The organism is Paraliobacillus zengyii, from assembly GCF_003268595.1.
GTDB classification, from domain to species: domain Bacteria; phylum Bacillota; class Bacilli; order Bacillales; family Amphibacillaceae; genus Paraliobacillus_A; species Paraliobacillus_A zengyii.
Window position 1 is genome coordinate 2168189 of the sequence record NZ_CP029797.1, and the last position, 23885, is coordinate 2192073.

General features: G+C 34.6%; 22 protein-coding genes and 6 pseudogenes. All 28 read right to left on the minus strand.

The genetic code is table 11. The features are described from left to right. Positions 1-9: 9 nt before the first annotated feature. The gene (gene safA / locus DM447_RS11000) at positions 10-603 is read right to left on the minus strand and encodes a SafA/ExsA family spore coat assembly protein (RefSeq protein ID WP_112181265.1); all 594 of its coding nucleotides are present in this window, start codon (positions 601-603) and stop codon (positions 10-12) included. 79 nt (positions 604-682) lie between these two features. After that, positions 683-1465, minus strand: coding sequence for a sporulation transcription factor Spo0A (spo0A, locus tag DM447_RS11005; protein ID WP_112181266.1), 783 nt, complete (start codon positions 1463-1465; stop codon positions 683-685). A gap of 343 nt (positions 1466-1808) precedes the next feature. Beyond that, positions 1809-3097, minus strand: a pseudogene (gene spoIVB / locus DM447_RS11010) (SpoIVB peptidase). A 177-nt stretch (positions 3098-3274) separates the two neighbouring features. Then, positions 3275-5003: pseudogene (recN, locus tag DM447_RS11015) on the minus strand (DNA repair protein RecN). A 29-nt stretch (positions 5004-5032) separates the two neighbouring features. Continuing rightward, positions 5033-5482 (minus strand): transcriptional regulator AhrC/ArgR, encoded by a 450-nt coding sequence (gene ahrC, locus DM447_RS11020; protein WP_112181267.1) that lies wholly within the window; start codon positions 5480-5482, stop codon positions 5033-5035. A gap of 106 nt (positions 5483-5588) precedes the next feature. Continuing rightward, entirely contained in the window at positions 5589-6410 is an 822-nt protein-coding gene (locus DM447_RS11025; RefSeq protein ID WP_112181268.1) for a TlyA family RNA methyltransferase, read from the minus strand. A 3-nt stretch (positions 6411-6413) separates the two neighbouring features. Continuing rightward, positions 6414-8307 (minus strand): annotated as a pseudogene (dxs, locus tag DM447_RS11030) (1-deoxy-D-xylulose-5-phosphate synthase). Positions 8308-8346: 39 nt separating this feature from the next. Further along, a pseudogene (locus DM447_RS11035) lies at positions 8347-8932 on the minus strand (hypothetical protein). A 694-nt stretch (positions 8933-9626) separates the two neighbouring features. Further along, positions 9627-9749, minus strand: a complete 123-nt coding sequence (locus DM447_RS18760; protein WP_338418758.1) for a hypothetical protein — start codon at positions 9747-9749, stop codon at positions 9627-9629. Then, on the minus strand, positions 9736-10512 hold the full coding sequence (locus tag DM447_RS11040) for a polyprenyl synthetase family protein (RefSeq protein ID WP_338418759.1): 777 nt from the start codon (positions 10510-10512) through the stop codon (positions 9736-9738). Before DM447_RS11040 ends, DM447_RS18760 begins: the two co-directional genes overlap by 14 nt. A 1-nt stretch (position 10513) precedes the next feature. Then, positions 10514-10750: an exodeoxyribonuclease VII small subunit gene (locus DM447_RS11045; protein ID WP_112181269.1), complete on the minus strand. Its 237-nt coding sequence runs from the start codon at positions 10748-10750 to the stop codon at positions 10514-10516. Then, positions 10743-12095, minus strand: coding sequence for an exodeoxyribonuclease VII large subunit (gene xseA / locus DM447_RS11050; RefSeq protein WP_112181270.1), 1353 nt, complete (start codon positions 12093-12095; stop codon positions 10743-10745). Before xseA ends, DM447_RS11045 begins: the two co-directional genes overlap by 8 nt. Before the next feature lie 24 nt (positions 12096-12119). Further along, positions 12120-12974 carry a bifunctional methylenetetrahydrofolate dehydrogenase/methenyltetrahydrofolate cyclohydrolase FolD gene (folD, locus tag DM447_RS11055; protein ID WP_112181271.1) on the minus strand — a complete coding sequence of 285 codons (855 nt, stop codon included), beginning with the start codon at positions 12972-12974 and terminating at the stop codon, positions 12120-12122. Between the two features lie 10 nt (positions 12975-12984). Further along, complete coding sequence (nusB, locus tag DM447_RS11060; RefSeq protein ID WP_112181272.1) at positions 12985-13371, minus strand: transcription antitermination factor NusB; 387 nt, start codon at positions 13369-13371, stop codon at positions 12985-12987. A gap of 179 nt (positions 13372-13550) precedes the next feature. Continuing rightward, positions 13551-13949 carry an Asp23/Gls24 family envelope stress response protein gene (locus tag DM447_RS11065; protein ID WP_112181273.1) on the minus strand — a complete coding sequence of 133 codons (399 nt, stop codon included), beginning with the start codon at positions 13947-13949 and terminating at the stop codon, positions 13551-13553. Positions 13950-13970: 21 nt separating this feature from the next. Continuing rightward, the gene (gene accC / locus DM447_RS11070) at positions 13971-15335 is read right to left on the minus strand and encodes an acetyl-CoA carboxylase biotin carboxylase subunit (protein ID WP_112181274.1); all 1365 of its coding nucleotides are present in this window, start codon (positions 15333-15335) and stop codon (positions 13971-13973) included. A 12-nt stretch (positions 15336-15347) separates the two neighbouring features. Then, on the minus strand, positions 15348-15833 hold the full coding sequence (accB, locus tag DM447_RS11075) for an acetyl-CoA carboxylase biotin carboxyl carrier protein (RefSeq protein WP_112181275.1): 486 nt from the start codon (positions 15831-15833) through the stop codon (positions 15348-15350). Between the two features lie 220 nt (positions 15834-16053). Continuing rightward, positions 16054-16653: a SpoIIIAH-like family protein gene (locus tag DM447_RS11080; protein WP_112181276.1), complete on the minus strand. Its 600-nt coding sequence runs from the start codon at positions 16651-16653 to the stop codon at positions 16054-16056. Between the two features lie 3 nt (positions 16654-16656). Next, positions 16657-17307, minus strand: a complete 651-nt coding sequence (gene spoIIIAG, locus DM447_RS11085) for a stage III sporulation protein AG (protein WP_198663190.1) — start codon at positions 17305-17307, stop codon at positions 16657-16659. Continuing rightward, entirely contained in the window at positions 17307-17924 is a 618-nt protein-coding gene (gene spoIIIAF, locus DM447_RS11090; protein WP_277871488.1) for a stage III sporulation protein AF, read from the minus strand. The genes spoIIIAG and spoIIIAF overlap by 1 nt, the downstream gene beginning before the upstream one ends. Positions 17925-17941: 17 nt before the next feature. After that, complete coding sequence (gene spoIIIAE / locus DM447_RS11095; RefSeq protein WP_112181278.1) at positions 17942-19126, minus strand: stage III sporulation protein AE; 1185 nt, start codon at positions 19124-19126, stop codon at positions 17942-17944. Positions 19127-19151: 25 nt separating this feature from the next. Then, entirely contained in the window at positions 19152-19541 is a 390-nt protein-coding gene (spoIIIAD, locus tag DM447_RS11100; protein ID WP_112181279.1) for a stage III sporulation protein AD, read from the minus strand. Positions 19542-19545: 4 nt separating this feature from the next. After that, on the minus strand, positions 19546-19752 hold the full coding sequence (gene spoIIIAC, locus DM447_RS11105; protein WP_112181280.1) for a stage III sporulation protein AC: 207 nt from the start codon (positions 19750-19752) through the stop codon (positions 19546-19548). 14 nt (positions 19753-19766) lie between these two features. Beyond that, on the minus strand, positions 19767-20279 hold the full coding sequence (gene spoIIIAB, locus DM447_RS11110) for a stage III sporulation protein SpoIIIAB (RefSeq protein ID WP_112181281.1): 513 nt from the start codon (positions 20277-20279) through the stop codon (positions 19767-19769). After that, positions 20224-21201: a stage III sporulation protein AA gene (gene spoIIIAA, locus DM447_RS11115; protein WP_255421351.1), complete on the minus strand. Its 978-nt coding sequence runs from the start codon at positions 21199-21201 to the stop codon at positions 20224-20226. The genes spoIIIAB and spoIIIAA overlap by 56 nt, the downstream gene beginning before the upstream one ends. Positions 21202-21363: 162 nt before the next feature. After that, positions 21364-21923: pseudogene (gene efp / locus DM447_RS11120) on the minus strand (elongation factor P). A 45-nt stretch (positions 21924-21968) separates the two neighbouring features. Next, positions 21969-23031, minus strand: a pseudogene (locus DM447_RS11125) (M24 family metallopeptidase). Between the two features lie 120 nt (positions 23032-23151). Continuing rightward, positions 23152-23649 carry a YqhR family membrane protein gene (locus tag DM447_RS11130; RefSeq protein ID WP_112181283.1) on the minus strand — a complete coding sequence of 166 codons (498 nt, stop codon included), beginning with the start codon at positions 23647-23649 and terminating at the stop codon, positions 23152-23154. Positions 23650-23885: the final 236 nt, after the last annotated feature.

Consider the following 23885-nt stretch of genomic DNA (forward strand, 5'->3'; position numbering starts at 1 on the left):
TTTTCAATCTTACTTTGTTATAAACATTTGTGTCCAATAATTACCATCTTCTACATAACCAACACCTATATGAGTGAAATCACCTAATATGTTTTTACGGTGACCTGGACTATTCATCCACGCTTTTACCACTTCTTGTGGCGTACGTTGACCTCTTGCAATATTCTCTGCTGCTCTCTGATAAGAAACCCCGAAGTTTTCCATCATAGAAAACGGAGAACCATATGTTGGACTAGTATGAGAAAAGTAATTCTTATCAAGCATGTCTACAGACTTATATCTAGCAACACGTGACAACTCCCAGTCTGGTCGAAGTGCAGACAGTCCATTTTTTGCACGTTCTTGATTGGTTAATTGAATAACTAAATGTTCTGTGTGTTTAATTGCATCAATTGTAGGTATCGTTATTTTTTGATTTGGATAGATAAGATCTGGATTATCTATAGATGGGTTTGCTTCAATAATTTCAGTTACACCGATTTGATATTTCACTGCAATTCTCCACATTGAATCTCCAGGTTGAACCGTGTAAGTATCCTCTGCCAGTACAGAAGCTGGTAATAAAAAGCTTAAAACAACTAAAAAGAACAGCACTTTTTTCATAATAAAAATCCTCCTTTTTTGCTTAACTTACCGCAAAAAGAAGGATTTATACATACACATGTTATCCATAATTTTTCTATTATGATGCGCGGTGTTCAATACGAAGACGATCAGCCACCATCGCAATAAATTCAGAGTTAGTTGGTTTTGCTTTAGATACATTTACAGTATAACCAAATAATGACGATATAGAATCAATATTACCTCGACTCCATGCTACTTCGATTGCATGTCTAATAGCTCTTTCAACACGAGAGGCTGTAGTATTAAACTTCTTAGCAATGTCTGGGTATAAAACTTTCGTAATAGAACCTAATAGTTCGATGTCATTATAAACCATTGTAATTGCTTCTCTTAAGTACATATAACCTTTAATATGAGCTGGAACACCTATTTCATGTATGATATGAGTAATATTTGCTTCTAGATCTCTCTTATGATTTTCTTTTGAGGATTTTTGTTTTACTGTTTTATTTTCTGACGTTGGTGCACCGTGAACTTGTCTAATTTGGCTAGCTAAACTATCTAGATCAAATGGTTTTAAAATAAAATAAGATGCCCCTAAATCAACTGCTTTCGTCGTAACTTCTTCTTGTCCAAATGCTGTGAGCATAATTACTCTAGGATGTTTAGCAATATCCATTTCTTTTAATTTCGCTAAAACAGCCAATCCATCCATATGAGGCATTATAATATCAAGAACCACAATATCTGGTTCGATTTCATCAAATAAACTAATACATTCCTTTCCATTAAAAGCAGTACCAATCACTTCAATATCTGATTGACTTTCAAAGTATTCCTCCATTAATTCAATTAGTTCTCTGTTATCATCCACTAAACAAACCTTAATTTTTTGCACTATTTGCTCCTCCTTCGACTAATCCAATCTGATTCACACTTACAATTTCGACACAAGTTCGAAAATTCCTTCTTTTAGATAGAATTAATTGCGTTTTTTTCTATTTACTTCAATTTACTCTTGTTTTCGAACAAAATCGATATTTTTCGTCATATAAATTGTAACTTTCTGTGATTTGTCGAATATTCTTTATCAGAGTATAGCATATATATCCTTCAATATAACAATTTATTGCTATTTATTCGAAAAAAAAAAAAAAGAATTAATAAGGACCTAATTTAGATGCGAACATATAATTAATTTATATTTAGTAAAAAAGAACAGAAAAAAAAGCGAGATTGTCTTAACTCGCTTTCTCTTCGTTCTTATATATGTCGATTCCAGCTTCTTCTAACATCCATTCAATATGAATCCCGTAACCTGATGTTGGATCATTTACAAAAACATGTGTAACAGCACCAATTAATTTTCCATCTTGTATTATTGGACTTCCACTCATACCTTGTATAATACCTCCTGTTTTCTCTAACAGGTCTTCATCAGTGATTTTTATTATCATTCCCTTTGTAGCAGCGTTAGGTTGATCTACACTGTTTACAATCTCTACATCAAATGATTCGACCAAATCATCTTCGACAACCGTTAAAATTTTAGCCGGACCTTCTTTAACTTGATTTGGCAATGTTATCGGCATCGGTTCATTCCACTTACTTGCTTGTAGTTTACTGTCTAATTTACCAAATACACCGAAAGATGTATTCTTTGATATTGTCCCTAATGGCGTATCATCCGCATTAAAGGTTGCTTGTTTTTCTCCAGGCACACCGTTATCACCTTTTTTTATCGACGTAATGTTTGATCTAACAATCGTACCATCATGGATTTGTATTGGTTTTTTTTGTATCCATGTCAGAAATAACGTGACCTAGCGCTCCATATCTTTTCGATTCTGGATCATAAAAAGTCATTGTTCCAATACCAGCAGCTGAATCCCTTATATATAATCCGATTCGATATTGGTTTTCCTTTTTATCAAGTGCTGGTAATAATTTTTTTTCTACCGTTTCTCCACCACGTTTAATTTTCACATTTAGTTCCTTGTTGTGTTTTCCTGCTTCATCAACAAGTGGCGTCATTTGTTCCATTTTTTCTATTTTCTTTCCCATTCACTTGCAGGATTATATCGCCAACTTGAATATCAGCATCTTCACCAGGCGATTTTTCTCCACTGTCAGTATTGATTAAGTGGTGTCCAACTACGAGCACCCCTAAAGTTTGTAAATTAACGCCTACTGATTGTCCACCTGGTATGACCTTAAAGTCTTCTAAGACATCTACATTGACCTTTTTAAGAGGCATTCCTGCAACTTCATATACAATAGAGCTTTCGCCATTATTAACAGCTTTAAACTCTGATGTGTCCATTGCTTCTAAAACTTCTTCTTGCTGAGATAAAACAGTTGTTGTATCATTTCCTAACTTCGGAATTGTTAGGTTCTCTCCTGCATCATCGAACAGTGTTAAGTCATTCGGTATTGCGACATATTGTTGTATAAATTGATTGAATGGCATGCTTAGGAAAGTAAGAAGGAGTAATAATCCTATTGCAGCCCGAATTTTATTCATGTTCATTATCCACTCTCCTCGTTCCCAACCCACTTTTTTATTTTTTCTGTATTTCTAATGTGACCTTCGCGAGCCTTTTTTAAACCCTGTAAAGATCTGAAATTGGGGAGATGTTTTCCTATTTTAGATAGTATTAATTTTTGTTTTTGGGTATTAAAAAAACCATGCTAGTTTAACATGGCTTTATTGTTTGTTTTTATTAGCTAATGCAATTAATTCTCTTGCGTGTACTTTTGAAGTTTCTGTAAGTTCACTTCCTGTAACCATTCTTCCAATTTCCATTACTCTTGATTCAGTCGAAAGTTCATCTACAGTTGTACTAGTTCGTTGTTCGTTAACATTCTTTTCAATTAATAAATGTGTATCGGCCATTGCAGCCACTTGAGGAAGATGTGTAATACACAATACTTGCGATCCAGTAGATATCCCGTGTATTTTCTCTGCAATAGCTTGTGCTACCCTTCCACTTACACCGGTATCAATCTCATCAAAAATGACACTAGTAGCTCCCTGATGTTTAGCAAATATATTTTTCAAAGCCAACATGATTCTAGATAATTCACCGCCTGAAGCGACTTTATTCATTTCTTTGACAGGTTCACCAGGGTTTGTTGAAATTAAAAACCTGATCACATCAAAACCGTTAGGTGTTAATTGTACTGGTAAGGACTTAGAATTCATATCATCATTTTTCGGCTTTTTCGTATTTATATCTACTTCAAATGTTGCTTTTTCTAAATATAAATCCTGTAGTTCTTGTTGAATCGCTATTTTTAATTGTTTAGAAGCTTGGCTTCGTAAATCATGTAAGTGCCTTGCCTCAACGAGTGCATCTTGACCTATTTCTTCAATTTCTTTCTCTAATTTCTCTAGAGATGTATCACGATCTTGAATTTCATCAATTTCATCTTCAATTTTAGCAGCGTACTCCAACATATCATCTACTGTAAACCCATACTTCTTCTTTAATCGACTAATATCATTTAACCGACTTTCCAAAAAATTAAGACGGTCTGAATCGAATTCGAGTGAATCTAAATAATGACGTAAATCATAAGATAACTCTTCAATTAGATAAAAATGATTTGAAAATCCTTCTTTTTTATCTACTAAATCCTTTTCAAATTCACTTGCTGTTTCTAACCCAGAAAGTGCTAGTCCCAACCAATCAAGTGCACGTTGCTCACCATTTAAAGCTTCATATGCTTCATTTACACCTTTATAAATTTTTTTTCATGGTTCATTAACTTTTTACGCTCTTCCTCTAAGGCATCGTCTTCTCCAGGAGAAAGCTCTGCATCTTGTAATTCATTAAGTTGAAATTTAAGCAAATCTAATCGCTGTGCCATTTCCTGTTCATTATCGTTTAATTTTTGATAACGCTTTTTTAGCGTATGTAATTTTTGATATAAATATAAAATAATCTGCTTTTACTTCGTCGATTGACTCTTTATTATACATATCTAATAACTCAAATATGGCGTTCTACATCCATTAATGATTGCGTTTCGTGTTGCGTATGAATATCAATCAAAGTCTTTCCAAATTCTTTTAAAATAGCTAGCGTTACCAAATTTCCATTTACTCTACAAATACTCTTTCCATTTGCAGTTATTGTTCGATTCAAGACAATCATTCCATCTGCATCAATCTCGATACCAAAATTTTTGCCTTTTTTAAAGATTGGGTGAGAGGGTTCATCAATTGTAAATAAACCTTCTAAGGTAGCCTTTTTTGCACCATATCTTACAAATTCAATAGATCCTCTACCACCTGTTAATAATTCAACTGCATCAATAATAATTGACTTACCAGCTCCAGTTTCCCCAGTTAGTACAGTTAATCCTTCTCTAAAGGTAATAGTGATCTCATCGATAATTGCAAAATCTTTTATAGTAAGTTCGGTTAACATAAACTTCCACCTCACTTTTTATTTTTAAATTATAACATTTCTAAAAAGCGATCTTGAATTTCAAAAGTATGCTCTTCTGTTTTGCATATAATTAAAATCGTATCGTCTCCACATATAGTTCCTAATATTTCAGACCAATCTAAATTGTCGATTAAAGCACCAAGCGCATTTGCATTACCTGGTAACGTTTTAAGTACTAAAAAGTATCCTGCTTGGTCAATTCGTATAAAAGCATCACGCATTAAGCGTCTGAGCTTCTCTAAAGGGTTAAAGCGTTGATCAGCGGGTAAACTGTATTTATACCTTCCATCAACCATTGGAACTTTAACTAGATGCAGTTCTTTTATATCACGTGAAACTGTAGCTTGTGTAACGTTATAGCCTAGTCCACGTAATGCATCTACTAATTCATCTTGTGTATCAATAGCGTTATCTGTTATTAGTTCACGAATTTTTATATGACGTTGTCCTTTGTTCATAGTAAACCTCCTTGCCATATTCTAAATAAAAAAGTGAAAAATTTTTTTATTCACATAACCCTTCACCTGTTAAACAGTCTTTTATGGTAACTTTTTTTCATGCACTTCATGAGCTTGTCCAACTACTTTGGTCCACTATAGAATTAAATTCTACAACACCATCCAAATTACCTGCTTTTTCATGTGGTTTCCATGTTAAGTGAGTAAGAAATTCAATATTACCATCACCACCAGTGATTGGTGAAAATGTTAGATCATTTACAACATATCCTTCGTCAGTAGCAAATTGAAGAATGCGTTTTAAAACATCTTTATGAATTCCTTTATCTCTTACGATTCCTTTTTTACCAACTTGTTCTCTTCCAGCTTCAAATTGTGGTTTAATTAGTGCTACAACATCACTATTCTCAGCTAAGATTGTTCTTAAAACGGGTAAAATAATTTTTAATGATATAAAAGAGACATCTATGGTTGCAATATTAGGTGTTCCATTATTAAAATTAGCAGGTGTTACGTAACGAAAGTTCGTACGTTCCATTACAACAACCCTTGAATCGTTTCTTAACTTCCAATCTAATTGATTGTATCCAACATCAACTGCGTAACATAGCTCAGCTCCGTTTTGCAAAGCACAGTCTGTAAAACCACCTGTAGATGATCCAATATCAACCATTGTCTTCTCATTTACTGAAAGATTGAAGGTTTTTAAAGCCTTTTCTAATTTTAGTCCTCCCCTACCAACGTAAGGAAGTAATTTACCTTTAACAGTTATCGGAATGTCATTATTTACCTTAACACCTGGCTTATCTAGTCTTTGTTGTTCACTAAAAACTAAACCAGCCATAATTGTACGTTTCGCTTTTTCTCGTGTTTCAACTAAACCACGTTCCACTAATAATATATCTAATCTAATTTTTTTACTTATCATTATTTAAACCCTTTGTTGTTTAGTTGGTAATAACTTTTGAACTTCTCTTATTACCACTTGTTTTGTTAATCCAATTTGTTCTAGTATCAGTTCTACACTTCCATGTTCAATAAATTCGTCTTTAATACCCATTCGCTTTATATATTTTGTACCGTAATTGTGTGTTTCAGCAAATTCTAGAATGGCACTTCCAAAACCACCTGATAATATTGCTTCTTCAATTGTTAGTATTGGCAATTCCCCTGCAAATATATCGAGAAGCATAAGCTCGTCAAGTGGTTTAATGAACCTTTGCATTAATCACACGAACAGACACTCCTACGTTAGCTAACATCTCACTTGCTTCTATAGCCATCCTAATTGTTGTTCCAAAAGTAAGAATAACCGCATCTGTTCCTTTTTTAATTATCTCCCATGTTCCAATTGGGACAGTTGTTAAACTCTCGTCCATTGTAACACCAAGCGCATTACCCCTTGGATAACGAATCGCTATAGGACCTTCATTATACACTAATGCAGTGTATACCATATGTTGACATTCATTTTCATCTTTTGGCATCATGAGAACCATGTTTGGCATTGAGCGTAAGAAGGAAATATCAAATAATCCTTGATGTGTCTCTCCATCAGCGCCTACTAATCCAGCACGATCAATTCCAAACACCACATTTAATTTTTGTCTACAAACATCATGTAGAATTTGATCATAAGCTCTTTGTAAAAAGGTAGAGTAAATTGCAAGAAACGGCTTCATACCTTGTGTTGCTACTCCAGCCGCCATTGTTGTTGCATGTTGTTCTGCAATACCAACATCAAATAAGCGATCAGGATATTTTTTTTGAAAATTTTCTAATTTGGATCCTAGCACCATTGCTGGTGTAATAACTGTTAGTTTATTATTCGTTTCAGCAATTTTTTCTAGGGTTCTGCTCACGACAGCACTCCATAGTGGTGCAATATTAGTGGGGGATATTTTTTTACCCGATTCGATTTTATATGGTCCAACACCATGCCATTTATCTTTATCATCTGATTCTGCTGGATGATATCCTTTACCTTTGCGGGTAATAATGTGGATTAAAACGGGGCCTTCCGTTTTTTTAGCATATTGAATGTTTTCCTGTAACGCATGAAAGTCATGTCCATCAACTGGTCCATAATAAGTAAAACCAAATTCCTCAAAAAACATACTTGGAATCATCAAGTGTTTCATGCTATCTTTTATCCGCTCAGCTGCATTCGCTAGTTTTCCACCAACTGTAGGGATTTTCTTTAAAATCCAATCTAATTCTTCTTTCGCTTTATTATATTTGTCAGCGCTACGCATTCTTCCTAGTGCATTATGAAGTGCACCTACATTATTCGCAATAGACATTTCATTATCATTTAGAATAATGATGATATTTTTTTGTTCATGACCAATATTGTTTAATGCTTCAAAAGCCATCCCGCCTGTAAAAGCACCATCACCAATAATCGGTACAATAAAATCATTTTCCCCTTTTAAATCACGTGCAATTGTCATACCCATTGCAGCCGATAATGAAGTTGAACTGTGGCCACTCTCCCATACATCGTGCTCACTTTCAGCCCTTTTCGGGAAACCTGACATTCCTTTATATTGTCTTATGGATTCAAATTGATTAGCACGTCCTGTAACTATTTTATGAATATAAGACTGATGTCCTACATCAAAAATCAATTTATCAGTAGGACTATTAAAACATTTGTGGAGAGCTAAAGTTAATTCTACCACGCCTAAGTTTGCTCCTAAATGTCCACCTGTTATTGATAATTTTTCAATTAGAAATTTACGAATAGAGTTGGCTAATACCTCTAATTCTTCATTGTTCAACTTCTTTAAAAAAGAAGGATCTTTTATTGTAGTAAGATCCATTTGGGAATCCTCCCTAAAAATGATTTATAAATATGACCACTAACCTTTTTTTAGTATTTCAATTTTAGTTTTATTTTGTACAAATGCAATCACTTTACCTACAAAAAAAACAATTCTTGTTGAAGAATGAATGCCATAGTACTTTCCTAACGCTTTACCACCTACAGTTAGAGCAGCAACTAAGCTTGTCATAATGACAGATATAACAATCTGTAAAGTTGAGCCATCTCCCTGTCCAAAACCGTTCGCCAATTGTAAAACTTACAATGGCGGAAGCTGTACCACTAATAACCCCAGAAATGTCACCAATTACATCGTTACAAAAACTTGCAAAACGATCAGCATTACGAACAATTAATATTGCTTCTTTTGATCCGCTAACCTTCTCTGCAGCCATTGCATGAAAGGGTACCTCGTCTGCAGCAGTTGCTGCTATCCCTAACATGTCAAAAACAATACCAATCAATACAATAAGTAACACAATTATAAATCCAACAACCCACATAACCTCTCCTAATATAGAAGAAGAAATAACTGAAAAAATAGCCGCTAACACAAATGTGATAACGGCAATACTTATACTAAATTTTATTGACTTTTTTATTTGCGATTGTGACTTCGCCATCTATTTATACCTCATTTTTAGAAAAAAACTATGTAATGGAATGGTCGTTTAAAAGGTAAAAACTGCGGCTTAGGTCCAGTAGGTTTTCCCAAATGCTTACCGAATGTTGCCATTCTGGCGGTTCCCCCATTAAAAGCATCTTAGCGTTGTTTCCAACAGCTAGACTGGATTACCACTTAGTCCGCACTATAATCCCTTTTAAACGTCTTATGGAACAGTCTAGGAGATTTCCTCAGCAGCTCTTAACCACTCCCTAGCCTCTTTTGCAGTGCTGATTTCATATACATAATAACACAAAAGTCAGTGGCCATCCGACTTCGGTATTCACAATAATAATCCCCTCAGACACCACTCAAGGCAGGCTACGCTACGAATAAGATACCCTTCCACTTATTACGTAGGTTCATACCCCAGTCCATGGTAATTCTTTGGCTAAAGTCTAACCACAGAGTTGGGCCTCCGCGGAAGCAGGGTCCTCGCCCACATGCCTTTGTGGATCGCCCTGCAACCTTAACTCCCAGCACCGACCCAAGGCTGGGCGCCTCAAGCCGACACAAGGAACTTCATCGATGTGCCCTTTGGCGGATTTTTAGGCCCGCCTTCAGAAGCGGAGAACCGGACTAGAATACTGCACCATTCCTAATATAATAATATGATAACATATTTTTTACATGTACTCAATAATTAATACATACTAGATTGTACGGTCACTTAAATAATCAATTAATTCGTCTAATACGCTAGATTGTACATTGGCTATTTTTAGTGCATTTTTTGCTTTTTTAACATATTCCTCTTTCTTTTCAATCGCGGCCATTTAAGCCAAGTAATTTTGGATACGTACTCTTTAAATTAGTTTCATCACTACCAATAGGTTTGCCAATCGTGTTTGGATCCCCCGTTACGTCCAAGATATCATCTTGAACTTGAAAAACAAGTCCGACGAAATAAGCAAAATCTTTGATAGCCTCTAGTTGATAACTTGAAGCACCACCAATATAAGCACCAATTTCAATAGCGAAAATTAGTAGTTGGCCAGTTTTCAAATGATGAATGGTTTCCAATTCATCAAACTGGATCGCTCTATCTTCAGCTCCCATGTCAAGCGTTTGACCTGCTACCATTCCTTTTGGACCACTTGCTTCTGCTAGTCGTTTTAATATGTATACTTTTTGCTCATCTGTTAATTGACTGTCATTAGAAATTAGCTCAAAACTGTATGTTAATAATGCATCTCCAGCCAGAATAGCAGTAGCTTCATCAAAGACGCGATGATTTGTTGGTTTACCTCTTCGTATATCATCATCATCCATTGCAGGTAAATCATCATGGATTAATGAATACGTATGAACCATTTCTAATGCAAGCGCTACGGAAAGCACTTGTTGATGTGTGCCGTGATAAGATTCACAGCTTGCAATCATTAATAGAGGGCGAAGTCTCTTACCTCCAGCACTAATAGAATAAAGCATCGAATCCTTTAATCGTTTTGGAATTGCTAATTCTGTTATTGTGCGAATTAACTCTTCGGACACTATTGTTTCTTTTTCCGATAAAAACATCTCTAATTTATCGCTCACTTTATTCTTCCTCCTGTACCGAAAAAGCCTTTAAATCCCCTTGTTCGTTAATAATATTCGTCATTTGTTTTTCAACATTTGTTAATTTGTTACTACAAACCTTGGACAGTTCCATTCCTTGTTGATAGTATTGAATTGCCTTTTCTAAAGGAACTTCACCTTCCTCAAGTTTTTCGACAATCGCCTCTAAATCTTCCATTGCTTGTTCAAAAGATACTTCCTTTTCCTTATCAGTCATTTTCCAAGTCCTCCTTTATTCCTGTTACGTGACAATCTAATGTTCCATCGACAACTTTTACAGAAATCGCTTCTCCAGGTTGTATTTCTTTTGTTGATTGTATTAATGACCCATTACCACCATAAGCAATTGCATATCCTCGTTTCATGGTATGTAACGGACTTAAGACTTCTAATTTTTCCACTACATTTATGAATTGGCGATTCTTTAAGGTATAAATAATTTGCATAGCACGTTGCTTTCTTTCCATAATTTGTATTAATTGTTTTTCTGCAAGCTTCCGTTGTGCTTCCGGATGTTGATAAGTCAATCGCTTCATAACCTGTTCGTATCGTTTGCTTTCGTTTGATTGTATTTGTTTTGTGGCTTTTGCTAAACGTTCTACCAACTTATCTAAATCTTGCTCTTTTTGGTTGAGCAGTTGAACAGGGTAACGAAAAGCATAACTTTTTTTCAATCGTTCTAAGTGTTTAGCAGATTGATCCAAGTTATATTGCATGTTTCTATTTAAGCTATGGTTCCAGGTTCTGATTTTTTCTTCTAATTCTTGTATTGATGGAACTGCTAATTCAGCTGCACCTGTTGGGGTTGCCGCACGTACATCTGCTACAAAGTCTGCAATTGTAACGTCCGTTTCATGTCCTACAGCTGAAATGATTGGAATGGTTGAATCAGCAATAGCACGAGCGACTGCTTCTTCATTAAAAGCCCAAAGTTCCTCAATTGACCCACCACCACGTCCTGCTATCAGCACATCTATCGTTTTTAATTGGTTTGCTTGTTTTATTGCATTTGCTATTGATGAGGGAGCCATTTCACCTTGTACTAAAGCTGGGAAAATAGTAATATTCGCAATTGGATACCTTCTCTTTAATGTAATTAATATGTCTCGAACTGCTGCGCCTGTAGGAGAAGTAATAACTCCAATATGCTTTGGATATAAAGGTAACGGTAATTTGCGATCATGGTCGAACAGACCTTCTTTTGTTAGTTTATCCTTTAATTGTTCAAATGCTACATATAATGCTCCGACGCCATCTGGCTCCATTTGTTGGATATACAGTTGATATTGACCTTGTGGTTCATACACATTGATTTCGCCCTTGATTAATACATTCATACCATCTTCAGGTTCAAATTTGAGTGTGCGATTATACCCAGCAAACATTACTGCTTTTATTCTTGCTTGGTCATCTTTAATGGTTAAATACATATGACCACGACTATGGTGCTTGAAATTTGATATTTCACCCTTTAACCAGACATCATTTAAATGCTTGTCCATTTCAAATTTCCGTTTGATATAGCGTGTCAATGCAGAAACCGTTAAATAATTATCATTCATCATAAAAACACCTACATTTTCAATTTAAACTTGATAGATTTTTTTTGCGGACTTGATTGTATTATGCAGTAACATGGTAATTGTCATTGGACCTACACCTTTTGGAACAGGTGTTATATAAGACGCCTTCTCTTTTACGTTTTCAAAGTCAACATCTCCTGTTAAAGAACCATCTTCTAATCTATTTATACCCACGTCTATAACGACAGCTCCAGGCTTTACAGATTCTGCACGAAGGAAATGTGCAATACCGACTGCTACTATTAAAATATCGGCCTCTTTAATAAATTGATCCATATTTTTTGTGCGAGAATGGCAATACGTTACGGTCGCATTTTCATTCAACAATAATTGACCAACAGGTTTTCCTACGATATTGCTACGGCCAATTACAACAGCATTTTTTCCTGATATCTCAATGTTTTTTGATTTCAACATCGTAATAATACCAAATGGTGTACACGGCAAAAATGTGTCTTTACCTGTTAACATTCTACCAATATTGATTGGATGAAAACCATCTACATCTTTTTTTGGACTTATTGCCTCAATAACCACTTGCTCTCTAATTTGATCTGGCAGCGGTAATTGAACTAATATCCCATGAATTGTTTGATCATCATTTAATTGATCAATTAGATCCAATAATGCTTTTTCCGTTGTATTTTTAGGTAATTCAATTAAGTTCGATTCCACCCCAACAAATTCTGAAGCTTTTTGTTTCCCTTTCACATACGATTTGGAAGCTGGATCATCACCAATTAGAACGACAGTTAGTTTCGGTTGAATACCCTTTTCCTTTAGTAAGCTTACTTCGTTCTTCATTTCAATTCGTAAATTTTCAGCTAATACATTCCCATAAATAATTTCTGCAGTCATACAAATCCCCCTAGCGAATCATTTTAGACAATACACCATTAATAAATTTACCTGACTTATCATCACCATAAACATGTGCTAATTCGATTGCCTCGTTAATTGCCACACCATGAGGCGTATCAACTTCATAAAACATTTCAAATACAGCAATACGTAATAAGGTTTTTTCAACAGAAGCCAATCTTTTCATTGACCAATTCTCTAGATGGTTTTCGATCCTTTCATCAATCTCCTTTATATGACGATGAACGCCAGATACGACTTCTGATAAAAAGGTAGAGGCTACTTCTGCTTCTTCTTCTAATACTTGTTCCTTTGCTTCATCTGGACTGTAATTTTGATTGTCAATTGAAAAAAGGATTTGAAAGGCCTTTTCTCTTGCAGTTCTTCGATTCATTACTCATTCTCCTTGTATTTATCTAGCATGCACCTTTGAAATTTGTGTTCTACACTCATTTATCTTTATCATATCGAATACAAAGACAAAATGCTATACGCACTAAATAAAAATCATTATATAAAGCAAAAAAGACCCTATCAAGAGACCTATAAAATCTCTTAGGGTCTGTAAATCCATTATTCTTCTGTTTGCTCTACTTCTTCTTTTGCGTCCATTTGCATGCCAACTACATGTACGTTAATTTCATCAATTTCTAATGCTGTCATGTTCTTTAATGCTTGTCGAATGTTTTCTTGTATTTTTTGCGCAACAACTGGAATCGTTACACCATAATCTAATATAACAAAAACATCAATCATAACACCAGTGTCAGTCAATTCTACTTTGATTCCTTTACCATGTGCTTTTTTACCAAAGCGCTCCACTACACCACTAGCAAAATTGCCCCGAGTTGATGACACACCTCCTACTTCAATAGTTGCAATACCAGCAACAACTTCAATAACTACAGGTGCTATTTCAACTTTTCCAAGACTTGAGTCTTCACTTACATTTAACATTGTATTCTCACTCATTAAGATCCACTCCTTTTAGAGTTAATCGGACTCTTCATTTTCAATTATTGTGTACTTCTCCAGAAACTTCGTATTGAAATCTCCCTCCACAAAAACGGGATGTTCCATCATTTTATAATGAAACGGTATGGTAGTAGAAATACCTTCGATAATAAATTCACCTAATGCACGCTTCATACGATCCATCGCTTCTTTTCTCGTTGCACCATATGTAATCAACTTCGCAATCATCGAATCATAATGTGGTGAAATCGTATAACCTGGGTAAGCAGCAGAATCCACACGAACTCCTAGACCACCAGGAGGAAGGTACATTTCTATTTTTCCAGGGGAAGGCATAAAATCTTTCCATGGATTTTCAGCATTTATACGACACTCCATAGCCCATCCTTGAAAGATTACTTCTTCCTGTTTTAATGATAACACTTCATTGTCTGCAACTCTAATCTGTTCTTTGATTAAATCCACACCAGTAACCATCTCTGTAACAGGATGTTCAACTTGAATACGTGTATTCATTTCCATGAAATAAAATTTTTGATCTTTTTTATCAAAAATAAATTCAATTGTACCTGCACCTGAATAATTCACCGCAAGAGCAGCTTTTACTGATGCTTCTCCCATTTGTTCACGTATTTTATCGTTAATTGCTGGTGAAGGCGTTTCTTCAATCAACTTTTGTAAACGACGTTGTACAGAACAATCTCTTTCACCTAAGTGTATCACATTTCCGAAATTATCTGCTAAAATTTGAATTTCAACATGTGAGAAATCTTCAATGAATTTCTCCATATACACGCCTGGATTACCAAATGCTTTTTCTGCTTCTTGTTGTGTGATCGTTATACCTTTTACTAATTCTGCTTCATTATGCGCAACGCGAATACCTTTTCCGCCACCACCAGCAGTAGCTTTTATAATTACTGGGTAACCAATTTTATTTGCCAATTCTATTGCTTCTTTATCATCTTGAATAATGCCATCAGAACCAGGTACGATAGGTACACCAGCTTGTTCCATTGTTTCTCTAGCCACATCTTTTGTTCCCATTTTTTGGATCGCATATACACTCGGTCCAACAAATGTAATATTACACTTATCACAAATCTCTGCAAAATCAGCATTCTCTGATAAGAATCCATAACCTGGATGGATGGCATCAACCTCTGTTAATGTAGCAATGCTCATAATATTAGTGAAATTCAAATAACTGTCTTTACTTGCGTAAGGACCAATACAGTATGCTTCGTCAGCAAATTGCACATGTAACGCATCCCGATCTGCTTCAGAATAAACAGCGACCGTTTCAATTCCAAGTTCTTTGCAAGCCCGAATGATGCGTACTGCAATTTCACCACGATTTGCAATTAGAAGTTTCTTTATCATGCAATCATCCCCTTAGTTCTGCTTTACTCTGAATAATGGTTGCCCATATTCTACTAGCTCTCCATTCTTAACTAAAATCTCTGCGATCTCTCCGTCAACATCCGCCTCAATTTCATTAAAGAGTTTCATAGCTTCTATAATACATACAACTGTATCTTCTGTAACTTTATCTCCTACCGAAACAAACGCTTCTGCGTCTGGAGAAGAGGAGTGGTAGAAAGTACCAACCATTGGTGACGTAATTTCATAATCATCTGTACCTTGTTCTTCTACTGGCTCTTCATAATGAATTGGGATTGCTCCAGTTGTATTAGACTCCGTGTTTGTATGTGGAGAAGCTGAAGCGTGACTAATAGGCGTTTTATTCTCAACAATTACTTCTTGCTCTGTATTCTTCTTTAGACTTAATTTTGATCCATCCACTTCATAGCTGAATTCATCAATAGACGATCCGTCGATTTCTTTAATTAACGCTCGAATATCTTCTATTTTTAACATATACTACACTCCTTAGTTTACAAGTATTCATTATTAATTAATTCATATGGTTATGAACAGGTACTAATAACTCCTCACAACATTTTACGAAAACATAGGAGAAACTGCAACTATTCTTTTTAAAATGATCCATTAATTAAGTTATATCATAACACAAATAAATAAGCTAACCTATTTAAGGTTAGCTGTTTATAAGAATACCTATAGATTTTTTAGATGATTAACTATTGGGTTGAAACTTCACTTCAACATTCATTGAGCCAAACTCATCATGTACCATCTGCATAATTCCATTTGCTTCTGTTTCAGATAACTCATCTGCTTTAACTGTTACAATTACGTTTTCATCTTCTGTTCGAACAAGAACATCCGTATAACCATTATCAGCTTTTAATGTTTCTTCTAATATCAACTCTTTAGATGATATGCTATCTAATTCTTGCATCTCATCATAGGCTTGTGTCTTTTCTTCAGTTGAAGCAGCACTTGATGCGACGATATTTTCTAATTGCTCTAACCTACCACTTCTTGTCTCCTCTAATTCCATTCTTATTGTAGTAAAAAGATCATCTGTTGATGTAGAAGATATTTCTGATTCATCCGATGTAGCTGCTGGATCTTCTGTACTTTCTTCATCACCTGAACCAACCTCTTCACTTGTTTCTTCAGCTAAATTTCCAGTTGTTATTTGATTTTCTGTATCTGTTTCATCATTGATAAAAGCTAATTCACCATCACTTGGTGAACTCATATAATATACACTTAACACAATCATTAAACTGAGCATTGTTAATAACCACACTGTTTGTTTTTTTAACATCTTTTATTCCTCCTCGTTATTCTTTGGCATAATAGAAATACGGTGAACTGGGACATCTAGCACACGTGAAACAGCTTCTGTTACCCACTGTTTTGTTTCCAGATGTTCAACACCTTTCGCTACAACTAATACACCACGTATTTCTGGTTTTTTTGTTTGTATTAACAAAGGTACTTCATCGTCTCCTTGCCTTACAATTACTATCTGTTGCTCTTCTGTTGTATCTTCAATACTTCTTTCTCCACCATTTTGATCTGTCTCTTCTGTTGTTTGTGTACCGATGATTAAATTTTTCTCATAAACTTGTTTATTTGTTGCATCTAAATTCACCATTACTTCTACAGCTGAGACACCAGAAATTTTCTCAAGTAAATCTTTCAAGTCTGTCTCATATTGTGTTTCAATTTCATCCACATCAGAACTTTTAGTATCCTTTTGCAAAAAGGTTTCTTCTTCTGTTGCAGCTGGTTCTTGTTGCGATAATTCACCTGATTGATCAAGCGAATTTGTTTCTCCTTGAAATAAACTACTCGTGATGATCACAAGTATTCCAACTAACCCCAGAATGAGTACATAGCCCATTTTTGTTGGTTTTTTACCATCTGCTGTTTTGAGTTTTAAATTTCTGAAAATTTTATTGAAAGGATTTCCCATTATGTTCCTCCCTCCCATACCAACACTAATGTTTGTTTTTCTAACTCCCAAACTTCGGTTAAATAAGTACGAATTTCATCTAGTTTTGATTCAGAGGCTTCATTAGTAACCTCTGTGTCTTGCTGTTCACCAATAATTATTTCTTCCACTACACCTTGATCTGAATTGCCATTTTCCAGTAAGTATACTGTTACTTCTTTTAAGTTTTCTATATCTTGATTATTCTCTGAATCAAATTGGAAATGAATATCAGAAATCGTTACACCATAAGTATTATTCAACTCCTCTTCCACTTGTTTTTTCATTTGGACAACTATCTCTTCTACAACATATGCATCTTGTGAGGCTTGTATTTCATTTTTCTTTAATTCAATTTCATTTTCTAATGTATTTTCATCCATCGACCCCTCAAATTTAGTCATTGCTTGGTCTATTGCTTGTTTCACATCCATATTTAAAAATTGAAATAATGGTTGCAAAAAAAGTAAAAGAAATAAAAGAGATAATACCGTATGAATATATTTTTTCATATTGGTTTGTGGAATTAACATTTCTATAATCATTACTAAGAGTAAAAATACTATGATCTGGGTAATCCAATCTAATAAGGAAGACACAGAAAGCGCCCTTTCTCTTAACGAAGCATTAATGTAATATTGCTTGCTATTACGAGTAAAACAATAGTCAAAAAAAACATCAATGATACTGCGAGCAGTGCAGCAAATAAATATAAAATATGCTTACTCATAATATCCATACATTTTAATATCGGACCATCACCTAAAGGTTGCAATATAGCTGCAGTTATTTTATAAATCAATGCAATTACAATGATTTTTATTGCAGGAAAGATAACAATAATTAACAGTATAATTAACCCAACTAATCCAACAGCATTTTTCAATAATAACGAAGCACCAAGAACAGTGTCCGCTGCATCTGTAAATAGCTTTCCAACAACTGGAATGAAGTTACTAGTAACAAATTTCGTTGTTTTCATTGCTATGCCATCTTGAATTGCAGAAGTTGCTCCTTGGACTGAGACAACGCTCAAAAAAACGGTTAAGACTATACCTAATAAAGCTAGTCCAAAATTTTTAAATAGCTCTGCTAACTTAGTAACTTGAAATGCTTCATTCAGTGTACTAACCATTTGTAATAATGCTGATAAGAAGAACAATGGCAGTATAATTTTTGATACAAGTACGACAGTAAAATGCATTAACGCAACAACGACCGGATGAAAAAAAGCAACAGCTGTTAAATTTCCAAAGGAGGCCATTAAACCAAGCATTAATGGTAACAACGCTAGCATGAAATCCCGCATCTGAATAATTGTTTCGTTTACATACGTTGATGCAAGTTGAAAACTTTGTAATGCTAAGATAAGTAAAACAAGCATGATTACAATATCCGCTACTTTACTAACTGTTTTTGATTCGAACGCTGTTTGAATACTCTGGAGAACTGCCGAACACATCGTTAATATAATTAACGTGCCTAGCAACTTTCCATTCTGTATAACTTCGTAACCAAGGTACGAAATAACAGCTTCAATCCAATCCTTAATGGATAGTGCATCTTGATTCTGTAAGAATTCGCGAAATGTTACATTTTTTATATTAGGTAGAAATTCACCATAGTTTGTAACCAACTGATTCCAATAGGTAGTTGTTTCATCCATTGAAACTTGCTCTAATAAAGATGTATTTTCTGCCGTTGATGAGGGAGAAGTAGTAGCTGTAATGGTTTCAGGGAATTGGTAATATATGAACAGAAGGAAAATAAACACTCCTATTCTTCTCACATATACCTTCATATGCTTACCTCACTTTTATTTAGCATTATTGCGGTAGAAAGTTTAGAATCGTTTCAACAACGGCTGTTAATATGGGTACTGCCAAAACAATAATAAGTAATTTTCCAGCTAATTCAATTTTTGCTGCTACCGATACTAATCCAGCATCTCTTGTTAAGTGAGCACCAAATTCCGCAACATATGAAATTCCAATTATTTGTAAAATTGTTTCCAGATACATATTATCTATGTTTGCCTTGTTACTTAATGCACGAATTAATTCGATTACCTTCCCAATATATTCCATTACAAAAAAGAAGATAATCACACTCGTTACTAAAACAATTAAAAATGCGAAAGTTGGCTTTTGCTCTTTCACTAACAGAACTAGTAAACTTGCTATGATAGCAATTGTTACAATTTGAATTATAGCCATTTCATTACCCCTGAAATAAAAATACGGATTTTATTTGCTGGAATAGTTCGTCAATGCTATCAATTACGACGATCAGTACAATAATAAATCCAATTAGACTAGCAAATTGTGCATACTCCTCTTTCCCCATCTGTTTTAAGATAGTGTGAATCATTGCTACGATGATTCCTATTCCAGCAATTTGAAAAAGAATTGCGGCATCTTGATACATAATTTTACTCCTTTCTAAATCAAGAGTAAGACGATAAATAATCCAGCTAAAAACCCTAAACTTTTAACCATTTTTCCGTATCTTTGTTGGTTATCCTGTGCTTCTTCTAAAGCACGTTCTAAATGTGTAAAAGCAAGTTGAATATGTTTAGTTTGTTGTTTAATATCATGTTGTCCTAGTGTTTGTCCAAATTGATGCATAATTTCCTTCTCATAATCTCCTAAAGAAACATTGGCAAAGAAGATCGTAAGATGCTTGTCCCAGCTAGCAGGAAAATCTACTGATTGAGTTTGCAAATCTTGACATACCGCTTGAAAAAACGAAGAAACTGGCTGCGGAATTTGTTTCGCTACTACTCTGAAAGCTTCTTCTAGTGGTGCTTGACTATAAACCATTTCCGCTTCAACTATTTGTAAGGCGCTTTTTAATTGTCTAATTTCTTTTGGACGGTTGTTCAATTGAAATGCTATTTCAAATCCGATCCACGTGGTGGCGCCTAATAGAAGAAGAGCCCCTATCCATTTCATTCTTCCGCCACCCCTGTTTCTTTACAATATTTGTTCCATTTGAATCGAGAATACATTGGACTACTCCCGGTTTTTTAGTTCGTTCTAAACAAATAAATCGATCAAAAACTTGTTCTTCCCATAACATTTTAAAAGTAGAACGGGTTTGAATATCTTTCAATGATTCACCGTGTACTGTGCAGATTATACGAACACCAGCATGTAATGCCTCCTGCAATGCTTCTACATCTTTTTTAGTCCCAATTTCATCTACTATGAGCACTTCTGGAGACATGGAACGAATCATCATCATCATGCCTTCAGTCTTAGGACATGCGTCCAATACATCTGTACGAATACCTATTTCATGTTGGGCGATCCCTTCTATACATCCAGCTATTTCTGATCGTTCATCAATAATACCGACTTTAGCTGGATTAATATTACTCCAACCATTTCCAATTACTCGCGCAATGTCACGCAGTAATGTTGTTTTACCAGTTTGAGGCGCTCCAATTATCAAGGTATTAAAGTATCTTTCATCATATAAATAGGATATATAGTTATCTGCTATACCTTTTTTTGCTTTTGCAATTCTAATATTAAATGATGTAATATCCTTAATTGCTTTCACTTCGCCATGCAGGGTGTTAACTTTTCCAGCTAGACCAACACGATGTCCCCCACGAATAGTTATATAACCTTGTTTTAGCTCTTCTTCCATACGATACAATGAAAATTGGCTGAGTTGATTTAATAGAAATATCCCATCTTGTTTAACCGGGACGTTTTCTATTAGCCACTCTGTATTCGTATCAAAAACTAATTCTATTGGGCGCTCAATTCTAACTCTAATTTCCTGTAAACTTTGCCAACGCGAACCAATCTTAGTCATGAGCTGCCGCTTCAATATGTCCGGGAATAATCTCATGATCTCTCCTATCATATCCTCACTTCTTTCTCTAGTAACACATTTGTATTTATAGTAAGTCTATGCTTGTCTTCATATGATATGACTTGAATTTCACATCTAGTTAGATATCAAAAAAAGGACAAATAAAAAACTGGCATGCATATTGCATACCAGTTCAATCATTCTTTTTATTTAAGCACGTGAAACATATTTACCATCCGTTGTATTAATAAGAAGAATGTCTCCTTCATTTATAAAGAAAGGTACTTGAACACTTAAACCTGTTTCTAAAATTGCAGGTTTCGTACCACCACTTGCAGTATCCCCTTTTATACCCGGTTCTGTTTCAGTAACCTTAAGCTCAACGTTGTTTGGTAAAGATACACCAATTGTTTCATCATGGTAACTCATAATATTAACTTCCATATTTTCTTTTAAGAATTTTAATTCATACTCAATTTGACTAGCTTGCAACTCAGTTTGCTCATATGTGTTGGTATCCATAAAAGTATGTACATCAGCAGCAGCATATAAATATTGCATTTTTTTATTTTCAATATGTGCTCGTTCTACTTTTTTCTCCAGCACGAAACGTTTTTTCTTGGGATATTACCATTTCGTAAATTACGTAATTTTGAACGTACAAAAGCTGCACCTTTTCCTGGTTTTACATGTTGAAAATCTACGACCGACCAAATACTTCCATCAAATTCAATTGTTAGCCCAGTCTTAAAATCATTAACTGAAATCATTTTTTGTTTCCTCCCTATAGTAACTATCTCTTTATCTTTTATAACTTATAATATAATAAGTTCTTTTGTTGAATGATTCAACCTCTTATTACCATCTTTCGTAACAATAATATCATCTTCGATACGACAACCACCAACATTTGGTACATATATCCCTGGTTCAACGGTAACAACCATACCTTCTTCTTAGAATTTCACTTGAGCGAAATGATAGGCCTGGACTTTCGTGTACTTCTAACCCTAAACCGTGACCAGTAGAATGACCAAAGTATTTACCATATCCTTTTTCTGTAATGTAATCTCTTGTAAGCGCATCGGCTTCTTTGGCAGTTATTCCTGCTTTAATGCCTTCTACACCTTTTAACTGTGCTTGTAATACCGTATCATAAATGGTATGTAATTCATCTGATACTTCACCAACAGCCACCGTACGTGTTATATCGGAACAATACCCTTTATATAAGGCACCAAAATCTAATGTCACAAGCTCCCCATTTTCAATTGTTTTATCGGATGCCACACCATGAGGGAGCGCTGAACGATAGCCTGATGCTACAATAATATCAAAACTAGATGAAGTAGCGCCTTGTTTACGCATGAAAAATTCTAGTTCATTTGATACATCAATTTCTTTCACACCAGGTTTAATAACAGTTAGAATATGCTCGAATGCTGCATCTGCAATTTTAGCAGCTTCCTTTAAAATAGCAATCTCATCATCTGTTTTAATCAAACGTAATTTTTCTACTAAACCTTTTGTCGGGACTAACTCAGCACTAATTTCTTTTTGATATTCTTCAAAAATCTCATATGTTAGATCTGTTTTTTCAAATCCAATACGCTTTATACCCAATGTCTTCACTTGGTTAGCAATTTCTTTAATAACACCTTGTTTATGTTCAATAATTTCAAATGATGGAACTTCATCGGCTGCTTGTTGCGTATAACGAAAGTCCGTAATAAACAGTGCTTTCGATTCAGTAATAAGCGCAATACCTGAAGTACCAGTAAAACCCGTCATATATCTTATATTAAACGAATTTGTGATTACTAAAGCGCCTAAATTATCCTTTTTCATTACAATACGGAGTTTTTCTATTTTCCCCATGTTAAATCCTTCCCTTCTAATTAGTAACATACAAGTTCTTCTTTTTATACGTCAATTTGTCTTTATCTAGTTTATCATAATTCTGCTGTTTTGTGTTTAATCTGAGACTTTTGAATAACATTAAAATATTTTCTTTGTTACTGTATCAAGATAATCATAAGAAATAGAATAACCAATGAAAATACCATATAGTAAAAATAAGCAAAGGGTTGTCACGATCGTATCACCATTCAACTGATTTAAAGATGATATATTCGGAAAAATCGGCAATAATACATAGAATACAATGCCCCATAAGGCTATTCCAAATATAGCGCTTGGCCATAATCCACGTAATTTTTTTAACAGTAAATAGTAAATAATTGCTACTGCTAATGATAATACGCCGATTAGAATAATTGCAATTAATTCAGCTAACCATCCGCTTGTCCAATCTTTATTTAACCAAGACCTAATTATGAAAGATGCTGGAGATACAGATGTAAAATTAAAATAACTAGCAAACCATCCCATAAACCCCCAAAAAACACCCCCTACAAATCCAGTCATAAGTGATTTTGTAATAATCGAAGTCGGTTGTTCTCTCTTGTTTTGTTCTAATTGTTTTTTAGCTACCATCCTTATCACCTCGAGATATAGGATGACCATTTTTTTTTACAATATGCTTGGTTTGTTATAAAAGAAAATTTATCTACTACTAGTGCTTTCTTGTATTTTTTAGTAAAATAGATGTAAGACTTTTAAAAAAGCAGCATAATAAATGCATATAATTAATAGATTACGGAAATAATATATGATAGAAATGATTCGCCTAGCCATAAACAAAAAAGGTTTTAAAAAAAACAGTAGAAAGG